The organism is Chryseobacterium arachidis, from assembly GCF_900129245.1.
In the GTDB taxonomy this organism is placed as follows: domain Bacteria; phylum Bacteroidota; class Bacteroidia; order Flavobacteriales; family Weeksellaceae; genus Chryseobacterium; species Chryseobacterium arachidis.
The window spans coordinates 66,767-87,022 of sequence record NZ_FQUT01000002.1 but is presented as its reverse complement, the minus strand read 5'-3'; the positions used below and the strand labels follow the sequence as shown (position 1 = coordinate 87,022).

Sequence of the window (20,256 nt, the reverse complement as noted above, 5' to 3'; positions counted from 1 at the left end):
TACAATAGACTTAAAATCACTTTGAAAAACAAAAACCATGGAAAAAGAAAGATACATTGTTGTTCTTGAAGATCAGCAGAAAAATTCCCTCAAGAAAGTTGAGAATGAGCTGGAAGTTACCATTACCTCATCAGAATTTCTTTCGTCGGAAAACCGGTCTCATGATATCATTGATAATGATAACGGAGTTCTCTATAAAAATTTAGGAATTCTTGTTGTCGAAAATATGAATGAGGCACAACTGAAAAGTGCTGTAAAAAACGATTCTAATCCGATCGTTTATTTTGAAAAAGAAAGAGAATTTTTTTCGGCTGATGAATTATCAATTATTAATGAATTGAAAAAGCAATCAACAGATTTGGCAAACAAAATCACCGAGCTGGAAAATTATATTATAAATAAACCGCTGCCACAAAAATCTTTGGTAGAAATGGAATGGGGCTTGAAGGCGCTCGGTCTTGGAAATTCCCTGTATACGGGAAAAGGTGTTGATATCTGTATTCTGGATACGGGTCTGGAATTATCACACCCTGATTTTTCAGGCAGAGGAATTGAAGGAAAATCTTTTATCGCCGGAGAAGACTGGAACCGCGATCCGAACGGTCACGGGACACATTGCGCCGGAGTGGCCACCGGAAATATCAGGCTCGATAACGGAAAACGTTACGGAATTGCAAAAGATGCCAATTTAAAAATCGCAAAAGTGCTTTCCGATGCAGGAAAAGGAACAACAAGTAGTGTGATTGATGCAATTGACTGGGCGATTACCAAGAAATTCAGAATTCTATCTCTTTCACTGGCTTCTGCTGTGAAATTGAACGATGCGCCTTCACCGCTTTTTGAAACCGTTGGGGCAAGAGCATTAGAAAATAATTGTGTCATCATTGCAGCAGCGGGAAATGACAGCAGCAGACCTTCCGTACCGAAGCCTGTTTCAATGCCTGCCAATGCCGCTTCGATCATGGCAGTTGGAGCCATCGACGGGCAAATGAAAATTGCTAAATTTTCCAATGCAGGACTGAATCCATCAACAGGTGGAAATGTCAACATTTGTGCTCCGGGCGTTGATATCTTTAGTTCCTATCCTAAAAATTCGAAAAACAAAAGCGGTAATTACTATGCGATGAGTGGAACGAGTATGGCAACGCCACACGTGTCGGGGCTTGTTGCGTTGTATATGGAACAGTTTCCTGAAAAAACGGCGAAAGAAATCTGGGAATTAATAGAAACCAAAGCAAAACCGATCGAAGGTCTGAAGTACAGAGACATCGGAAGCGGATTAATACAGGCATAAAAGATGAAAACATATTTGGCGGTACTTAAAAAAGACATTAATATTAAGCATCTGGAAGCAGAACTTAAAAAGAAAAATATCAAACCGGCCGCTCACTACAAAACAATAGGGGTAGTAAAATTAGAAAGTGAAAAGCCGGTTTCTCTAAAAGATTTTGAAGCATATTTTCATTCGATAGAGGAAGATAAAGAAATTTAACAATATAATTAATCAATAAGGCTTTTCTGTTCAGAGAAGTCTTATTTTTGTTTACTTTGTTAATCAAAAAATAGCGACATGAACTTTAGAATTCCAACCCTCGTTTCTGCTTTGGCGGTGGTGTTTTTTTCACAATCGGCATTGGCTCAGGAAACTCCAAAATATGACTATGTAGAAGCTTTTAAACCATTTTTTTATACCCAGACAGGTACGCCAACAAGGTCTGCCAGCGGACAACCGGGGCACGCATACTGGCAAAATTCGACGGATTATAATTTAGATATAAGCCTTAATGAAGCGAAAAATGAACTGACAGGAACAGCAGAAATCACCTATACCAACAACAGTCCGGATAAACTGGAATTTTTATGGCTGCAATTGGATCAGAATTTATTTGCTAAAGATTCCAGAGGAAATGCAGTTGTTCCAATGTCAGGAAGCCGGAACGGTGCACATGGTGAAGAATTTGACGGTGGTTACCAAATAAAATCTGTAAAACTGGATGGAAAGGATGTGAAATATACAATCACAGATACAAGAATGCAGATTGATCTTCCTTCAGAGCTGAAAGCGCAGGGAGGAGTTGCGAAAATTAAAATTGAATATTCTTTCCTTTCTCCAAAATACGGTTCCGATAGAATGGGAATCCAAGAGACGAAAAACGGGAAAATCTTTACCATGGCGCAATGGTATCCGAGAATGTGCGTGTATGATGATGTCATGGGATGGAACACGTTGCCTTATGTCGGTGCCTCCGAATTTTATCTGGAATACGGAAATATCACTGCCAATATTACGGTTCCGGCTAATCATTATGTTGTGGCTTCAGGAGAGTTATTGAATTCAAAAGAAGTGTATTCAAAAGAAGAAAATAACCGTTGGGATCAGGCAAAAAACAGTGATAAAACCGTAATGATCCGTTCTGAATCTGAAATCGGAAAAAATCAGCAGTCTGGAACGAAAACTTGGAAGTTTAAAATCAATCAGGCAAGAGATTTTGCATGGGCTTCCTCTCCGGCTTTTATTCTGGATGCGGCAAGAATTAATCTTCCGAGTGGTAAAAAATCTTTGGCGATTTCAGCATACCCTGCAGAAAGTGCTGGCGAAAAAGCCTGGGGAAGATCTACCGAATATACAAAAGCTTCTATTGAACATTATTCTGCAAAATGGTACGAATATACCTATCCGGCAGCAACCAATGTTGCAGGAAATGAAGGCGGGATGGAATATCCGGGAATCGTTTTCTGCCATATGGACTCTAAAGGTGAAGGCCTTTGGGGTGTTACCGATCACGAATTCGGGCACAACTGGTTTCCGATGATTGTGGGTTCTAATGAAAGATTATTTGCTTGGATGGATGAAGGGTTCAATACTTTTATTAATGAACTTTCAACGGAGGCTTTCAATAAAGGTGAGTATTACGAAAAGAAAAATATTGCACAGATGGGAGCTTTTCTGATGAATGACAATTATGAGCCTATTATGGTAGGACCCGACAATATGAAGGAAAGCAATATCGGAGTACTAGCTTATTTTAAGCCCGGACTTGGATTGGGAGTTTTAAGAGAGTCTATTCTTGGTCCTGAAAAATTTGATAAGGCTTTCAGAACTTATATTAAACGTTGGGCTTTTAAACATCCAACACCGTGGGACTTCTTCCACACCATGGAAAATGTTTCAGGAGAAGAGCTGAACTGGTTCTGGAGAGGTTGGTTTATCAACAAATGGAAAATCGATCAAGGTGTGAAAGACGTTAAATATGTAAACGGAGATTTTAAAAACGGAGCTCAGATTACGGTTGAAAATATTGGTCAGTTGCCGATGCCGACAATGGTTCAGGTGAAATTTAAAGATGGGACGGAAAAGATTGTGAAATTACCGATTGAGATCTGGAAAAGAAATACGGAATGGACATTTAAGTTAGATTCAGATAAAGAAATCGATCAGGTAAAATTGGATCCTAACTCTAAAATTCCTGATTCTGACCCTAAAAATAACGGATGGACTTCCGCGCAGGCAAAACCTGTAGAAAAGATTAACGTCAAAGAGTTTGCAGGAACTTATGGAAGCAAAGATCTTCCGGTGAAGATTACATTTTCTGAAAAGAATAACCAGCTTTACGGTCAGGCAACCGGGCAGCCGGAATTTCCTTTGGAATATACAGGGAATAATACGTTTACCTTTGAACAGGCACAGATTTCAATGACGTTCAGCAAAGATAAGAAGACCATTACTTTTAATCAGGGTGGAAGAGAATTTAAATTTAATAGAGAATAAATTTTTAACGCTTGGTTTTAAGAATGAAACCATCCTTGTCGAGATTTTAAACCTTGACAAGGATGATAAAAATAGAAAAGTTCAGGCTTCGGAAATTTCTCCGGAGTTTTTTATTTTTAATTGAATTTAACATTAAAATTTCCGATTGTGAAGGCTGCCTACGAGAGAAGCCTTACTTTTGTTCCTTTATTAATTAAAATGTAGAATTATGAATTTCAGATTTTCAATCGTATTTCTGATGGCTTTTGCATTAGGGTTTTCACAGGACCTTAAAGTGATGAGCTTCAATATCAGACTGAATGTAGACTCCGATAAAGAGAATTCATGGACGAACAGAAAACAGGAGGTGGCAGATTTACTGACATATTATCATCCCGATTATTTTGGTGTTCAGGAAGCACTTCCGGATCAGATGAAGGATATTAAAACAAGTCTAAAGAACTACGATTATGTAGGTGTTGGAAGAGATGACGGAAAGGATAAAGGTGAATTTTCTGCTATTTTTTATGATACAAACAGGCTTCAGATAGTAAACTCGGGCACGTTCTGGCTTTCTGAAACACCTGAAAAACCATCAAAAGGCTGGGATGCCGCTTTGAACAGAATTTGCACCTATGCTGTTTTCAAAGATAAAAAATCAAAAAAAGAATTCATGGCGCTGAATCTTCACTTCGATCATATCGGAAATATAGCGAGAGTGAAATCTTCTGAATTAATTTTAAAGAAAATCAAAGAAATTAATCCTAAAAATCTGCCGGTAACGGTGAGCGGTGATTTTAATTTAACCGAAGATTCTGAACCGATTAAAATTATGTCTCAAAACTTACAGGATACTTTCTATCATTCTGAAACGAAACATTACGGGCCAAAAGGAACGTTCACTGGTTTCAACGTAAATGAAGTTCCGAAAGACAGAATTGATTATATTTTTGTGAAAGGATTTAAAATCAAATCTCATCGACACATCAACGACAGAAGAGAAAATCTGTTGTATCCGTCGGATCATTTTCCTGTACTGGTAGATTTGCAGTTTTAAAAGTAAGTAAACTTTATGCTGTTTTATTGTAACAAATACTTCTAAATGGTTACTAATATTTTAAACTAGGATTAAATTTTACAGCTTTAATCTATTTAGTAAAAAATAACTATTAAAATCTCTACAATGAACAAAAAAAATCAAGGCTTTATTTTCTTAGGCGTAATGTTTGTCTATAGTCTGTGTGTATTTTTCAAAAGATTAGAAAACCCAAACGACTGGAGATTCTATGCGGCAGCGGCAGGTCTTGCATTTTTTAGCATTTTAGTAGGTTTAAGACTCAAAAGTTTATTGAAGAAAACAGATAATGTTTAAAAATAATTCCTTTTTGGGACCACATATATATTGAAAAATATTTTCTGGTGATTTTGAACAAGAAAAATTGAAACGGTAATAATTTTATTGCCGTTTTTTGTACTTTTATATTTGATTAAATACTGATTTAAAAAGACTTTAATGAGAAGATTGATTTTGGGTGTAATGCTTTTGGCTTCATGGCAATTTTCCGCACAGGAACTGTATATGCCGAGAAATATCAGGAAAGCATACGAAAACGGAACGCGTGACTTGTCGGGTGCTCCTGGGAAAAATTATTGGCAGAATAAAGGGATTTATAATGTTGAGGTAAAAGTAGATGCCAATTCGAAGACCGTTTCAGGAAAAGAAACCATTGTCTATACCAACAACAGCCCAAATGACCTCAACGAACTGGCGATAAGGTTCGTTAATAATTTACACAAACCTCAGGCTCCGAGATCAGGAGTGGTTTCTAAAGATTTTCTTTCGTCGGGTTTACATATCAAATCATTTATTGTAAACGGTGAAAAATATGCTGTGAACAGCGATGATTGGGGGACTGTAGAGAAAGTGAAACTCAATTCAGTTTTGAAATCTAAAGCAAAAGCTGAAATCAAAATAGAGTGGGAGTATCCATTATCTGTACAAAGTGGAAGAGAAGGACAGATTGATCCTGAAACCTTCTACGTGGCGTATTCTTTCCCAAGAGTTTCCGTTTATGACGATTACAATGGCTGGGATATGCTTCCACATTCCGACAGACAGGAGTTTTACAATGATTTTAATGATTATAGTTTCGCCATCACAGCTCCGAAAAATTACGTAGTTTGGGCAACGGGAGATTTTCTGAATCCTGATGCTGTGCTTCAACCGGAATATCTTAAAAGATATAAAGCTTCGTTAAAAAGCGATAAAGTTATACATGTCGCAACGATGAATGAGATGAAATCCGGGAAGGTAACCAAGCAGAATAAGTGGAACGTCTGGAAATTTAAAGCCAACAATATTACAGATTTCTGTTTTGCTTTAAGTAATCATTACGTTTGGGATGCGGCAAGTGTTCAGCTGAAAACAAAAAGAGCAAGTGTACAGGCCGGATATAATTTTGATGCAAAGGATTTCGAACATTATGTAGAATGGATGCAGTACAATCTGGATTGGTTCTCAAAAAAATGGCCGGGTGTGGAATATCCATACAATGTAATGACTGCCATTCAGGGGTACGCAGATATGGAATATCCAATGATGATCAACGATACCAGTATTCCGGATGATTTTCAGGATGCAAGGCTGACGGCAGATCACGAAATTGCACATACTTATTTCCCTTTTTATATGGGAATCAACGAAACGCGTTACGCTTTCATGGATGAAGGCTGGGCAACCACTTTGGAATATTTAATCGGAATCGACGAAAACGGTGAGGCCAAAGCTGAAGAATTTTATAAAAATTTCAGGGTAAAAAGATGGATCAACGATCCTTCTGCGGAGCAGGACCAGCCGATCATTACGATGAGCACGCAGGTAAGCGGAGCAGGATACGGAAACAATTCCTACGTGAAAGCTTCTTTATCATATTTAGCCTTGAAAGATTATTTAGGAGATGATCTGTTTAAAAAAGCATTGCTGCATTACATGAATAACTGGAACGGAAAGCATCCGATTCCGTGGGATTATTTTAATTCGATGAATACAGGTTCGGGTAAAAATCTGAATTGGTTTTTTAATAATTGGTTCTACACCAACAATTACATAGATTTAAAAGTTACGAACGCAGGCCAGATGAATGACCTTTTAAGTATCCATGTGGATAACGTTGGAGGTTTTGCGATTCCTTTTGATACGGAGATTAATTATGAAGACGGAACGGTTGAGAAACTGCATTTTTCACCGGCTGTCTGGGAAAAAGATCAAAAGAAAGCCCTGGTAACGGTTCCGATCAAGAAAAAAGTAAAATCGGTGAATCTTGATGGTGGTATTTTTATGGATTACACACCAAGCGATAATTCTAAAAATTTATAAATGAAAAGCCTTCCAACGAGGGCTTTTTTAGTTTGTTGAAACCAAATGAAAAAAGCCACCTTTCAGGATAGAGAAAAAGTAGTTGATATTTTGAGTCAGGCTTTTATTGATGTTCTGATTCCCAATTCTATCAATTTTGTCATAAAAAAATCCGGCGACAGGTCTAAAAGATTAAAGGCATTAATGGAATTTCAATTTGATATTTCGATGCTTTATGGAAGTGTGTTTCTAAGTGATGATGAGAAAGGCTGTATTGTATATCTGGATAAAAAAGGTTTTGGTGTCAAGAAAATTTTACTGGAAATAAAGCTTCTCTTTAATTGTATCGGAATTGAAAATGTTTTTAAAGTTGTAAAACGGGAAAAATTGCTCAAACGGTTTCATCCCCGGGAAAAATTTGTTCATTTGTGGTTGATGGGTGTTCTTACCAATCATCAAGGAAAAGGAATCGGGACAAATCTTTTAAAAGAATCACTGAAAATATATGAAGGAGAATTAGTTTACGTGGAAACAACAACTCTTGAAAACAGAATATTTTATCAACAAAATGGCTTCGAAATTTTCCATGAAACTTTTGAGCTTGATTATCCATTATATTTTTTAAGCCTTAAATAAAAAATAACCTTTTCAAAAACGAAAAGGCTATTCTGAGTATTCATACAGTTTTTGATATTTAATAAACTCTTAATCCGGATCTTGCTCCTGAAGAAGCTACCACGGATTGCATTCTTGTTTTTTGTCCTCCTGAGAACATAAACATGGCTGCATCATCAACATAATCCATGTAATTCATGAACATTACCGATCTTTGAACTCCGCTGCAGGTATTCAGCAAAGGATAAGTCGGCTTTCCGTAGTTGGCGGTTGTCTGTGTCGGGGTATCTGCAACGAGATCGTTTCCACAGTTGGCATCTCCCCAAATGTGTCTCAGGTTCAGATAATGCCCAACCTCATGTGTTGCCGTTCTTCCTAAATTGAAAGGAGAAGAAGCTCCTGTTTTGCCAAAGAACGGAGCGGCAATCACTACACCGTCGTTCCACAGACCTGCGGATTCAGGGAAGGTGGCATAACCTAAAATAGTCTGTCCCTGGCTTGTCATTTTACCTACCACCCACATATTCAGATAATTTGTAGGATTTGTAGCGTCAAGACCTCCCGTAGATGCTTTTTTCATGGCATCATTTGTTTTCCAGCTTTTGGTATTGGTTTTCTTTCTGATCGTATTTGCTAATCTGAACTTAACTTTTGTATCTCCGGCACTTACCGCCTGAAACTCGGTTGGAATGTTATTGATATCACTGTTGGTTGCGGTAAAATCTGCATTAAGAACGGCAATTTGCTCTGCAATTCTGGCGTCTGAAACATTTTCAGCTGTTGTATTGTAAAGGACATTTACAACAACGGGAATTTCTACCGTTCCGTCGGCAAGCACTTTTCCCAATTTCAGATCATTGGCAAATTTTTCCGTGTTGGTTTCCAAAGCGGCGAATTTTTGTCTTAGCTCAGGATTGTTTTTTAAGGCTTCCTGTCTTATTTCTTCAGAGGCACATCCTCTTTTCGCTACATCTGGCGTAGCAGAAGGTGTTTCTAATTCTTGTTGATTGGTGATGTTGTCACTGTTACAGGATGATAAGAATCCTAAAGCAAGGATTCCGATTAATAATTTTTTCATAACCGTTATTTTTTAAAATTTCAGACTATGAATTTATATGATTTTGAATTAATTTGCAATAATTATTTTAAATATTTAATGTGAATAATTTAATTAAATGATTGATTTGGTATTTTGTTTTTACTTAATATAATTATTGTTTGTTATTATGTTAAGTTTAATTGTTGTTGTTTTTATGATAAGTAAAGTTGTTTTTAATAGGATTTCAAAATAGAATGAAATCCTTTCCATGAGAGAAAAGGATTCATTTAAAGTTAAAATATGAGTGAATGTATTTTGTAAATTAAGATTCTGCAAAGCCATTCTTGATGGCAAAAACAGCAAGACCTACACGGGTTTTTAAATCTAATTTATCACAAAGCTGATCTCTGTAGCTTTCCACAGTTCTTGGGCTACAGCACATTTTGTCGGCAATTTCTTTGTAGCTGAGTTCGGTTACGGTGTATTTCAAAAATTCTTTTTCGCGGTCGGATATCCTTACATTGTTTCCTGAATCTTCATTGTTCATATTCGAAAAAATGATCTTTGAGGCCCATTCCGGATAGAAAAATCCATCGTTATTGAGCTTTATCAGAGCATTTTCAAGTTCTTTTGGGTGGGTATTTTTCAGAAGATATCCCTTGGCTCCGTTCTTGATCATTTTAATGACACTTTTGTCGTCACCCTGCATGCTTAGAGCCATTACCTTAATACCCGGATGATTTTCCTTGAGCCAAAGTACCGTTTCAAAACCATCCATGATAGGCATACTGATGTCTAAAAGAATGATATCCGGAATTTTGCTGTTGTTTTCGAATTTCTGAATCAGATCTTTCCCGTTTTCTGCAACGTAAATAACTTCAAATTCGTTAAAATTATCAATAATTCCTTCTAATGCTTTTGCGATAAGTACGTGATCATCTACGATCACTATCGTTTTTTTCATGGCTGTCTTTTTAAAATAATATTGAGCGTAGTCCCCATGTTTTTCTGGCTTTCAAGGCTGAAACTGGCCCCGATAATCTCGGCCCTGTTTTTCATGTTGGTAAGGCCGATTCCGTTTGATTTTGTATTGGATTTGTCGAATCCTACACCATCGTCTTTAATATTGAGTTCCCAAAGAGATTCCTCAGAGGTATTCAGGTTGATGAAAATATTTTTACAGTTGGCGTGTTTAATACTGTTCTGGATAAATTCCTGGGTGATTCTGAGTAAAACATTCTTGTGAACAAATCCCAGATCAAGCTGTTTAAAATTGTGTTCAAAACTTATTTTACACTTTTTGAAACTGTTGGTATTGTCTACTTCTTCCTGAATTAAAGTTACGATTTCCTTTTGATTAATATTGTCGTCTGTTAAAGTTTTTGAAAGGCTCCTCAAATCCTGTAGGGACTGATTGATGATCTGTGATACCTGTTCGATTCTTTCGCTTACCTCAGGAACTTTATTTTCATATAAAAGCTGTTGGGTGTAAAGGCTGACGAGGGTAAGTTTCTGTCCTATATTATCATGAAGTTCTCTCCCTATCTGCTGCATGGTGGCCTGCTGGATTTCCAATTGGGTAGCCAGAAGCTCACGTTTGTGAATTTCGTTTTTTACTTCAATTTCATTTAAATATTCCTTTTTACGCTGTTTGTACTTTCGGATATAGATCATCACCGCAGCTACAAAAAACAGGAAAAATATGTTGAAGAGAATGATCGTTATTAATAATTCTGTTTTCCCCATATAATTGACGTTGAAAATAGCAGATACATCATAATTCCTGAAATCAGAAAATAATTAAAATATATATTAAAAAGTTCTTTGTATTCATTCAGGAGACTGAAAAATGTCCAGAAAGGTAATGTTCCGATATAAAATAAAGTTACTCCGAGATTGATATAGAACATCCTGTTTTTACTGAAGTTCAGAATTTCCGAGGAGTTAACCTGTTTATAATATTCCATGACGACTAAAACCATTAAGATAAGGCATCCAAACGTATAATTGAATGAGAAAATAATCTTTTTCATGTTGAAAAATAGTTCATTGGGAATATAGGAAAGCAGGTATAAGGCTGATAAGGTATAAAATAGTTTTTGTTTTCCAAATGATTTTGCAGCATACAACCAATAGAGGAATATAAATTCTAGCGGAATAACAAAATAATTAAAAAAAGTGGGTTTATCATAATCAATCAAATGGTGTCCCCATTTCCCGAACACTTCGCACAGAAAGATAAGAATCAAATAATATGAAAAGTATCTCCAGTACTGATCTTTCACCCGATAATAATATATCAGAGAAATAATGGCTGTAAGTCCTTCAATCCATATTAGAGATTCTTGTAAAACCTTCTGAAATTCACTCATTGTGTTTTTATTTAAAAAAATATTATTAAAATGATTCTACCTTTGGATCAGCTGGAGGAGAAAGTGTTCCGTGGTTTTGAGAAACAATATCGCCTTGCAGCCCGCCTTTTCTTGCTGAAGCCATTGCTAAGATCTCACCATTACTTTTCGCCGATGATCCCAGAGGGTTGAAATCGTAGTTCAGAATTTCACCGTTTTCATCTGCCTTCTTCATGGTAGGAACCATTACCAAAGTATGTCTTTCTGCATATTCTTGTGTGATAGGCGTGTTTTGCATGATGTCCCATTCATCTGCTTTTGGATAGGCGGCGTAATAAAACCTAATTCCTAAATCTTTTTCTGAAAGATCAGGATTGGTCTTTTGTGTTTCTGCTTCAATATCTGAGATAAATTTTTTCAAAGTCGCCAGATCAAAATGAATCGCATGTGCATCCTGAATTCCTAATTTTTCATTAACGCAAACCATTTGCTTTTTTCTGTAATTGTCGATTAGGACTTGAATGAACTCGCAAGTCATCGTGTTAGGGACAGAAGCTAATTCGAGTGTATCAACTTCCGGACTTAAGTTAGGTTTTGTTTTCATAAAGCTAGTTTTTTAGTAAAATGTTAGTTGGTAGTGCAAATTTCGGAAAAATTTTATGTTAATACGACACGGTTTTTTCCTATTTATTTATGGGGTTTTTACGGATTGTAAGTTTTAATTAAAATTATAAAGAATTTGGATAGATTTGCAGCGATTATTTAATTCATTAATTATAAACAATAAATTATCAAATGAAAAGACAGACTATCGCATTATTTTGCATAGCAATTTTTAGTATTTCATGTGCTAAGAAAGATGAGACTACAGTAGACAGCAAATACACGGATGACCAAAAAGCTTCTTATTATATAGGTCTAAGTATTGCTCAAAACATGAAACAGGAAGGCTTCAAAGTAGATGCAGATCTTTTGGCTCAGGCTATTAAAGAAGAAATGGACGGAGGAAAAAAGTTGATGCCGGCTGAAGAAATGGATGCCTTTATGCAGGAGTTTATGCAGAAGCAGCATGAAAAAAAGCAGGCTGCATCGGGATTACAGGCAGATGAAAATAAGAAAAAAGGTCTGGAGTTTCTTACAAAAAATAAAAGTAACCCTAAAGTGAAGACCACAGCTTCTGGTTTACAATACGAAGTGTTGCAGGAAGGTGATGGTAAAACAAAGCCTAAAGCTACAGATGTTGTACAGGTAAAATATACAGGAAAGCTTCTGGATGGAACTGTTTTCGACTCTACTGACAAAAATGGAGGCGCACCAGCGGATATTAATCTGGGTGCGGTAATTAAAGGATGGACAGAGGGTATTCAACTCATGAGCAAAGGATCTAAATACAGATTTTACATTCCTTCGGATCTGGCTTATGGAGATAACGGTGCGGGACCAGCAATTCCTGCAGGCGCTACCATCATTTTTGATGTAGAATTAGTGAATATAAACTAGAAATACTTTTGATTGTAAGATCGGCAACAATGGAATTTGCTTATTTTATATATGATGTATTACAAAATAGAATTTCCGCAGATTTTTTGTCTGCGGAAATTCTTCAAAAATAATATATATGAAAAAAACTACTTATAATTCTGTAGGTCTGAAAACCAAACCTGTTTCTTCAAAATAATCTAAAGTAATTCTGTCACCGTCATTTACGGTTCCGGCAAGAATTTCTCTCGATAATTTGTTTAAAACTTCCTGCTGAATAACTCTCTTCAATGGTCTGGCTCCAAAAACAGGATCGTATCCTTTATTCATCAGATAATCTACAGCGTCTTGTGTTGCTGTCATGATGATATTTCGTTTTGCCAACATATCATTGAATCCTCTCAACTGATAGGTAACAATTTTTCCGATTTCTTTTTTTCTCAAAGGCTGGAACAATACCACTTCATCAATTCTGTTTAAGAATTCCGGACGCAACGTCTGTTTCAATAAATCAAAGACCTCATCTTTTGTTTTGTCAACAATTTCATCCTGATTCTCATCAGTAATATTTTCAAAATTCTCCTGAATCAAGTGTGAACCTAAATTCGAAGTCATAATGATAATTGAGTTTTTGAAATTCACGACTCTACCTTTATTATCCGTCAAACGACCGTCGTCCAAAACCTGCAACAACGTATTGAAAACATCAGGATGCGCTTTTTCAATTTCATCTAAAAGCACCACGGAATAAGGTCTTCTTCTTACGGCTTCCGTCAACTGACCACCTTCATCATAACCTACATATCCAGGAGGCGCACCCACCAATCTCGAAACACTGTGACGTTCCTGATATTCACTCATATCAATTCTCGTCATATTGTTTTCATCATCAAATAAAAACTCTGCCAATGCTTTTGCTAGCTCTGTTTTTCCGACTCCGGTAGTTCCTAAGAATAAGAACGAACCGATTGGCTTTTTATCGTCACTTAATCCCGCTCTGTTTCTTCGGATGGCATCTGCAACAGCTGTGATCGCTTCATCTTGACCAACAACTCTATGGTGCAATTCGGTTTCAAGACTTAATAATTTTTCTCTTTCAGATTGAAGGAGTTTGGTTACAGGAATTCCTGTCCATTTTGCAATCACTTCAGAGATGTTTTCAGAAGTTACTTCTTCTTTAATTAATTCATTCTGATGATTTTGCATTTCAAGTTCAAGTTTTCCAAGCTCTTCTTCTTTTTCACGAAGTTTTCCATATTGAATTTCCGCTACTTTTGCATAATCTCCTGCTCTTGAAGCTCTTTCTGCTTCTAATTTCAGAGATTCTATATCTTTTTTAATCTGTGTTAAATCCTCAGATTTTTGTTTTTCTTTCAACCATTTAGCATTGATTTCATTTCTTTGCTCAGAAATTTTTGCAATATCTTCCTTCAAATGATCTATTTTCGTCTGATTTCCCTCTCTTGAAATCGCAGCCAATTCAATTTCCATCTGCATCAGCTTTCTATCTAAAACATCTAGTTCCTCAGGTTTTGAATTGATTTCCATTCTCAGTTTTGCAGAAGCCTCATCAATCAAATCGATCGCTTTATCCGGTAAAAATCGGTCCGAAATATATCGTTGAGACATTTCCACTGCTGCAATAATCGCCTCATCTTTGATTCTTACTTTGTGGTGAGCTTCATATTTATCTTTAATTCCACGAAGGATGGAAATTGCTGATTCAGTATCCGGTTCTTCCACCATCACTTTCTGGAAACGTCTTTCCAACGCTTTATCTTTTTCAAAATATTTTTGATATTCGTTCAAAGTCGTTGCACCGATCGCTCTTAATTCTCCTCTTGCTAAAGCTGGTTTCAAAATATTCGCTGCATCCATCGCACCTTCACCGCCTCCGGCTCCCACCAAAGTATGGATCTCGTCGATGAAAAGAATGATTTGTCCATCTGATTTGATGACTTCATTCACAACAGATTTTAGACGCTCTTCAAACTCACCTTTGTATTTGGCACCGGCGATCAAAGCTCCCATATCCAATGAATATAAAGTCTTATCCATTAGGTTTTCAGGAACGTCTCCGCTGATAATTCTGTGGGCAATTCCTTCAGCGATAGCAGTTTTACCAACACCGGGTTCACCAATCAGAATCGGATTGTTCTTTGTTCTTCTTGAAAGAATTTGCAAAACTCTTCGGATTTCTTCATCACGTCCGATTACAGGATCGAGTTTTCCTTCTGCAGCTAATTCATTAAAGTTTTTAGCATATTTATTTAAAGACTGATAAGTTTCTTCTGAACTTGCAGAAGTTGCTTTCGAGCCTTTTCTCAATTCTTTAATTCCGCCTTCCAAAAGGCTTTTTGTAACGCCCATATCTTTCAGCATTTTCGAAACTTCTGAATTGGTTTCTAAAAGGGAAAGCCATAAATGTTCAATCGTTACATATTCATCGTCCATTTTTTTAGCGATATTAGGTGCATCAAGCAAAACTTTGTTTGCTGATTGTGAAAGATAGATGTTTCCTCCCTGTACTTTGGGAAGTTTTTCTAAATTTTCACGGTTGCGCTCTCTTACTAAAGCAGCATCTGCTTCAGATTTTTTCAATAAGAAAGGCGATATATTTTCATCTACCTGAAAAATTCCTTCCAAGAGATGTTGAGGTTCTATTTGCTGGTTACCAAATTCCATCGCCACTTGTTGAGCAGCCTGGATGGCTTCCTGTGATTTTACTGTATATTGGTTTAAGTTCATATTTTGTATATTTTTGATTCTTTATTATTTAGCTTTTGGTTTTAGATTTTAGACATCAGATTTCAGACCATAAGAGTCTAATAAATGTTAATTTTTAAAATCAGATTTCTAATTTCTGATGTCTTCAATCTTATTTAATCATTTAATTCTGATGGGTATATCGCAAAAAGTGTTCAATTATTGAATTTTTAAAAATAATGGACATATTTTCCGAATTATTAATTTTTAGATAGTTTTTGAAAGACAAAATTTCCGATTCACGTAAATTCGAATAAATTTATCGGAAGAACAGTCCGATTGGGCTTAATTCAAAAAAACACGTTATCTTAAGGGGTACTGTCATTCTTAATGGTGAAGAATCTCTGATAATAAAGTTGAGATTCTTCTTTGTCAGAATGACAATAAGAACGTTCTTAGCTTGAAAGTTCCCAAGTTTAAAAATCATCTCTTCAAGATCAAATATTAAAATCAAAATAAGTACTTTTGCGATTATCACATGGAGTTAAAAGAAAAACAAAGAAAAATATTAGACGTTGCGGTAGAACTTTTCAAGGAGAAAGGGTATATGGGCAGCTCTGTGAGAGATTTGGCAACGAAACTCAATATTAAGGCAGCTTCCTTGTATGCGCACATCCGTTCAAAGGAAGAAATTCTGGAATGGATTTGTTTTGGTATCGCTCAGGAATTTTTCGATGAACTTCAGGAGGTAAAAAGCACCAATATTCCGCCAAAGGAAAAACTTAATCTTTTTATTGATAAACATTTATCGGTTGTTCTTAAAAACCGTGACGTTACTCATATTTATTCCAACGAATGGAAACATTTGGAAGAAAGGCTTCCTGAATTTGTTGAGCTCAGAAAAAATTACCAGCAGGAAGTTGAAGATCTAATTTCTGAAATCTATAAGGCAGAAAATTGGGAACTTAAATCTCCGGCCTTTACGACAAGATTTATTCTTCATACCTTAAACAATTCCTATTTTTGGTTTAAGAGAAATATCGAATCAGGTTCTGAAGTTACCGATGAAATAAGGGATAAAGTTCTTTTTGGATTGTTGGGAAATCATAAACAGTAATCAATTGTCATTCTGACGAAGGAAGAATCTCTATATTTAAACAGTTGGTTTGTCATTCTACTCTGAATGACAAAACTATGTTGCAAACTGTCATTTCAACGAAGGAGAAATCTATTATTTAATGCTTTAAAAAGATTCTTCACTCTACTTTGCTTCGTTCTGAATGACAAATTCAACGTAGAATCTTCCTTAAACTCAATCTAAATCTTACCCTCAACTATTTAGAATTATTCAAAATATGATGAAAGTCATAAAAATTTTGCCATGTTCCAAAATCTTTTTAAATTTACACCTAACAAATGTTAGTTAGTTATGGATTTTGATGTTGAATATCTAAAGCTCGATCAATTGAGAAAGCTTCAATCTGAGCGATTGGCGAAATTGGTAGACTATCTTGGGGAGAAGTCGGAATTTTATAAAGGAAAATTTAATGAACTCGGAATATCTCCACAAGATATAAGGTCGATCGAAGATATTACGAAACTTCCGATTACTTACAAACAGGATTTAAGAGATAATTACCCGTTCGGATTATTCACGGTTCCCAAAAATGAACTGCAAAGAATTCACTGTTCAAGCGGAACAACAGGAAAGCCGACGGTGGTAGGATATACAAAAGAAGATGTTGATTTATTCAGCGAAGTAGTGGCGAGATCTTTGAACGCGGCGGGAGCAAAACCGGGAATGCAGTTGCACAATGCTTATGGTTATGGGATTTTCACAGGCGGATTGGGATTACATTACGGAGCAGAAAAATTAGGAATGAGCGTTCTGCCGATTTCAGGAGGAATGACTTCAAGACAAGTCGATTTAATTATAGATTTTCAACCTGAAGTTCTCTGCTGTTCGCCATCTTATGCTTTAACATTAGCTGATGAATTTGCAAAACGAGGAATTTCTGCGGACGAAATCAGTTTAAAATATGCTGTTTTAGGTTCGGAACCTTGGACAGAAATTATCAGACATCATATCGAAGAAAGATTGGGCGTTCATGCAACCAATATTTATGGTTTAAGTGAAATTATCGGTCCCGGAGTTTCAATGGAAGATTTTGAGGAAAAAGGCGGAGCTTATATTTGGGAAGATCATTTTTATCCTGAAATTTTAGACCCGGTTACGAAAGAACCGGTTCCGTTTGGACAAGAAGGTGTTTTGGTTATTACCACTTTAACGAAGAAAGCAATGCCGCTTTTAAGGTACTGGACAAATGATATTACAAGTCTTTATTATGACGAAAGTGGTAAAAGAACAATGGTGAAAATGAAGCCAATTCTCGGAAGAGCAGATGATATGCTGATTGTAAGAGGGGTAAATGTATATCCAAGCCAGATTGAAGAAGCATTTTCTCATGTGGAAGGAGTGGTTCCGAACTATTATTTAACCCCGATTGAAAAAGAACAGATGTGTGTGGCGCTGGATATTGATGTTGAAATTGATGATGAATTGATCGCTTCTAAAAATTTAAATCAAAATACCGACGATTATGCTATTTTTGTCGGAAACTTTGGAAAAAGCATAGAAAACGAGATTAAAAAGAGGGTAGGAATTACTACAAAAGTGAAAATCCACGCTCAGGATAGTCTTCCGAAATGTGAAGGCGGAAAAATTAACAGAATACTTAAAAAATAAATGAATTCATTTTATAAACTTAAAACTGTAAAAGTTCAGAAAGATACCAGCGATGCAGTGAATGTAGCCGTTGAAATTCCTGAGGAGCTGAAAGACAAATTCAGGTTCAAGCAGGGACAGTATCTTAATTTCCGAATGATGATCGACGGAAATGAGGAAAGACGTTCTTATTCTATCTGCAATGCGCCGAGCGAGAAAAGCAACACGCTGGAAGTTTTGGTGAAGTTGTTGGAAGGTGGAAAAGTTTCCGGTTATTTCAACGAGCATCTTCATATGGATGAAATTCTTGAAGTAATGCCTCCAATGGGTGGTTTTAACACATCTTATCACCCGACAAACGTGAAAACGTACGTTGGTTTGGCAGCAGGAAGTGGAATTTCTCCAGTTTTGTCGAATATCAAAGAAAGTCTTTACCAGGAACCGAATTCAAACGCTTATTTGTTTTACAGCAACAGAAGCATGAATCATGTGATGAAAAAGGCTGAGATCGATAAGTTGGTTGAACAGTTCAATGGAAGGTTGAAAGTGGTTTATTTAGTAAGTCGTGAACAGCATGAAGACCCGATTTTCGAAGGAAGAATTTCTCCTGAAAAACTGGAACTTTTATTTGAAAGATATACCGATATTGATGTAAAAGAAGCGACTTATTTCATTTGCGGACCTTCAGAAATGATTAAAGGAATTGCAGATTATTTAAAGAAAGATAAAAAAGTACCGGCAATCCAGGTTTTATTTGAATATTTCACCGCTCCTGACGAAGAAAATACGGAGGAAATGAGCGACGAATTCAAAGCCATTGCGAATATCGAAAGTATGGTAACGGTAATCATCGACGATGATGAATATTCGTTTCACCTGAATTCAAAAAAAGAGAGTATCTTAGATAAAGCATTGAAAGACAATCTTCCTGTACCTTTCGCTTGTAAAGGAGGAGTTTGTTGTACGTGTAAAGCCGAAGTTTTGGAAGGTGAAGTTTTCATGGAAAAAAACTACGCGCTTACCGAAGAAGAAGTAGCCAGAGGTTACGTTCTTACCTGTCAATGTCACCCGACAACGAATGTGGTGATGCTTAATTATGATGTTTAAATCAATTTGAAAATGAGTCAATGTGCTAATTTGAAAATGCCATGATTGTGTTTTAATTTTCAAATTGCCTAATTCTCAAATTTTCAAATTAATTAATTTTCAAATTAAAAAATTATGGATTTAGAAAAATTTGTACAATACGTACACGACGAAAATAAAGTAGAACCAAAAGACGTAATGCCCGATGATTACAGAAAATTATTGGTTCGTCAGATTTCACAGCACGCGCATTCTGAAATTGTCGGAATGTTGCCGGAAGCGAACTGGATTTCCAGAGCACCTTCGTTGAGAAGAAAAATGGCTCTTTTGGCTAAAGTTCAGGATGAAGCAGGTCACGGTTTATACCTTTATTCTGCGACTGAAACTCTAGGAAATGGAACAATAAGAGCGGATAGAGATGCGACTTACGAAGATATGTTGGAAGGAAAAGCAAAATATTCAAGTATTTTCAATTATCCGACGCTAAGTTGGGCAGATATCGGTGCGATCGGTTGGTTGGTTGATGGTGCAGCAATCATGAATCAGGTAATGTTGATGGGGAATTCTTATGGTCCTTATTCAAGAGCAATGGTGAAAATTTGTAAAGAAGAATCTTTCCACCAAAGACAGGGTTACGAGATTTTAATGGCGCTTTGCCGTGGAACAAAACAGCAGAAAGAAATGGCTCAGGCTTCTTTAAACCGTTTCTGGTGGCCGGCTTTAATGATGTTTGGTCCAAATGATGACAGCTCTCCAAACTCTAAAATTTCTATGAACTACAGAGTGAAAAGAGAAAGTAACGACAGTCTTCGTCAGAGATTTATCGATGTTACGGTTGCTCAGGCTGAATTTTTAGGATTAACGATTCCGGATAAAGATCTGAAATGGAATGAAGAAAGACAACATTACGATTTCGGAGAGCTTCCTTGGGATGAATTTATGGAAATCTTGAAAGGAAACGGTCCTGCCAACAAAAAGCGTATTGAAACCAAGAGAAAAGCTCAAAGAGAAAATTCTTGGGTAAAAGAGGCAGCGGCAGCTTTCGCGGAAAAACAACAAAAAGAAGTAATATAATAATGTGCTAATTTGAAAATGTGCTAATTTGAAAATGCCATCATTGTGTATAAATTTTCAAATTGCCTAATTCTCAAA

18 protein-coding genes are annotated in these 20,256 nt (G+C 36.3%); 12 read left to right on the top strand and 6 right to left on the bottom strand.

The window, feature by feature from the left end; translation table 11 throughout:
• Nucleotides 1-37: 37 nt before the first annotated feature.
• The 7 genes from BUA89_RS04075 to BUA89_RS04045 all read left to right on the top strand — a co-directional run bounded on the left by BUA89_RS04075 (nt 38) and on the right by BUA89_RS04045 (nt 7,739).
• Nucleotides 38-1,294 (top strand): S8 family serine peptidase, encoded by a 1,257-nt coding sequence (locus BUA89_RS04075; RefSeq protein ID WP_072953375.1) that lies wholly within the window; start codon nt 38-40, stop codon nt 1,292-1,294.
• A 3-nt stretch (nt 1,295-1,297) separates the two neighbouring features.
• The gene (locus BUA89_RS04070) at nt 1,298-1,492 is read left to right on the top strand and encodes a hypothetical protein (RefSeq protein ID WP_072953373.1); all 195 of its coding nucleotides are present in this window, start codon (nt 1,298-1,300) and stop codon (nt 1,490-1,492) included.
• Between the two features lie 78 nt (nt 1,493-1,570).
• Entirely contained in the window at nt 1,571-3,769 is a 2,199-nt protein-coding gene (locus BUA89_RS04065; RefSeq protein ID WP_072953371.1) for a M1 family metallopeptidase, read from the top strand.
• 208 nt (nt 3,770-3,977) lie between these two features.
• A complete protein-coding gene (locus BUA89_RS04060) occupies nt 3,978-4,805 on the top strand; it encodes an endonuclease/exonuclease/phosphatase family protein (RefSeq protein ID WP_072953370.1) in 828 nt (275 codons plus the stop codon).
• A 126-nt stretch (nt 4,806-4,931) separates the two neighbouring features.
• Entirely contained in the window at nt 4,932-5,120 is a 189-nt protein-coding gene (locus tag BUA89_RS04055) for a hypothetical protein (protein ID WP_072953368.1), read from the top strand.
• A 141-nt stretch (nt 5,121-5,261) separates the two neighbouring features.
• On the top strand, nt 5,262-7,124 hold the full coding sequence (locus tag BUA89_RS04050) for a M1 family metallopeptidase (RefSeq protein ID WP_072953367.1): 1,863 nt from the start codon (nt 5,262-5,264) through the stop codon (nt 7,122-7,124).
• Between the two features lie 45 nt (nt 7,125-7,169).
• A complete protein-coding gene (locus BUA89_RS04045; RefSeq protein ID WP_072953366.1) occupies nt 7,170-7,739 on the top strand; it encodes a GNAT family N-acetyltransferase in 570 nt (189 codons plus the stop codon).
• Between the two features lie 58 nt (nt 7,740-7,797).
• On the opposite strand, the gene BUA89_RS04040 is transcribed toward BUA89_RS04045, so the two are convergent.
• The 5 genes from BUA89_RS04040 to BUA89_RS04020 form a co-directional block, all read right to left on the bottom strand.
• Nucleotides 7,798-8,796, bottom strand: coding sequence for a zinc metalloprotease (locus BUA89_RS04040; RefSeq protein ID WP_072953365.1), 999 nt, complete (start codon nt 8,794-8,796; stop codon nt 7,798-7,800).
• Nucleotides 8,797-9,079: 283 nt separating this feature from the next.
• A complete protein-coding gene (locus BUA89_RS04035) occupies nt 9,080-9,721 on the bottom strand; it encodes a response regulator transcription factor (RefSeq protein WP_072953364.1) in 642 nt (213 codons plus the stop codon).
• Entirely contained in the window at nt 9,718-10,503 is a 786-nt protein-coding gene (locus BUA89_RS04030; protein WP_072953363.1) for a sensor histidine kinase, read from the bottom strand. Before BUA89_RS04030 ends, BUA89_RS04035 begins: the two co-directional genes overlap by 4 nt.
• Nucleotides 10,482-11,129 carry a hypothetical protein gene (locus BUA89_RS04025; protein ID WP_072953362.1) on the bottom strand — a complete coding sequence of 216 codons (648 nt, stop codon included), beginning with the start codon at nt 11,127-11,129 and terminating at the stop codon, nt 10,482-10,484. The genes BUA89_RS04030 and BUA89_RS04025 overlap by 22 nt, the downstream gene beginning before the upstream one ends.
• Before the next feature lie 25 nt (nt 11,130-11,154).
• Nucleotides 11,155-11,712: a hypothetical protein gene (locus BUA89_RS04020; protein ID WP_072953361.1), complete on the bottom strand. Its 558-nt coding sequence runs from the start codon at nt 11,710-11,712 to the stop codon at nt 11,155-11,157.
• 191 nt (nt 11,713-11,903) lie between these two features.
• Between BUA89_RS04020 and BUA89_RS04015 the strand changes: the two genes are divergently transcribed.
• Nucleotides 11,904-12,608, top strand: a complete 705-nt coding sequence (locus tag BUA89_RS04015; protein WP_072953360.1) for an FKBP-type peptidyl-prolyl cis-trans isomerase — start codon at nt 11,904-11,906, stop codon at nt 12,606-12,608.
• A 132-nt stretch (nt 12,609-12,740) separates the two neighbouring features.
• On the opposite strand, the gene clpB is transcribed toward BUA89_RS04015, so the two are convergent.
• Complete coding sequence (gene clpB, locus BUA89_RS04010; protein ID WP_072953359.1) at nt 12,741-15,335, bottom strand: ATP-dependent chaperone ClpB; 2,595 nt, start codon at nt 15,333-15,335, stop codon at nt 12,741-12,743.
• Nucleotides 15,336-15,831: 496 nt separating this feature from the next.
• Between clpB and BUA89_RS04000 the strand changes: the two genes are divergently transcribed.
• From BUA89_RS04000 to paaA, 4 genes are all read left to right on the top strand, one after another.
• A complete protein-coding gene (locus BUA89_RS04000; protein WP_072953357.1) occupies nt 15,832-16,410 on the top strand; it encodes a TetR/AcrR family transcriptional regulator in 579 nt (192 codons plus the stop codon).
• A gap of 312 nt (nt 16,411-16,722) precedes the next feature.
• Nucleotides 16,723-18,039, top strand: coding sequence for a phenylacetate--CoA ligase family protein (locus tag BUA89_RS03995; protein ID WP_072953356.1), 1,317 nt, complete (start codon nt 16,723-16,725; stop codon nt 18,037-18,039).
• Nucleotides 18,040-19,125 (top strand): 2Fe-2S iron-sulfur cluster-binding protein, encoded by a 1,086-nt coding sequence (locus BUA89_RS03990; protein WP_072953355.1) that lies wholly within the window; start codon nt 18,040-18,042, stop codon nt 19,123-19,125. It abuts the gene before it with no gap.
• Between the two features lie 114 nt (nt 19,126-19,239).
• Complete coding sequence (paaA, locus tag BUA89_RS03985) at nt 19,240-20,178, top strand: 1,2-phenylacetyl-CoA epoxidase subunit PaaA (protein WP_072953354.1); 939 nt, start codon at nt 19,240-19,242, stop codon at nt 20,176-20,178.
• Nucleotides 20,179-20,256: the final 78 nt, after the last annotated feature.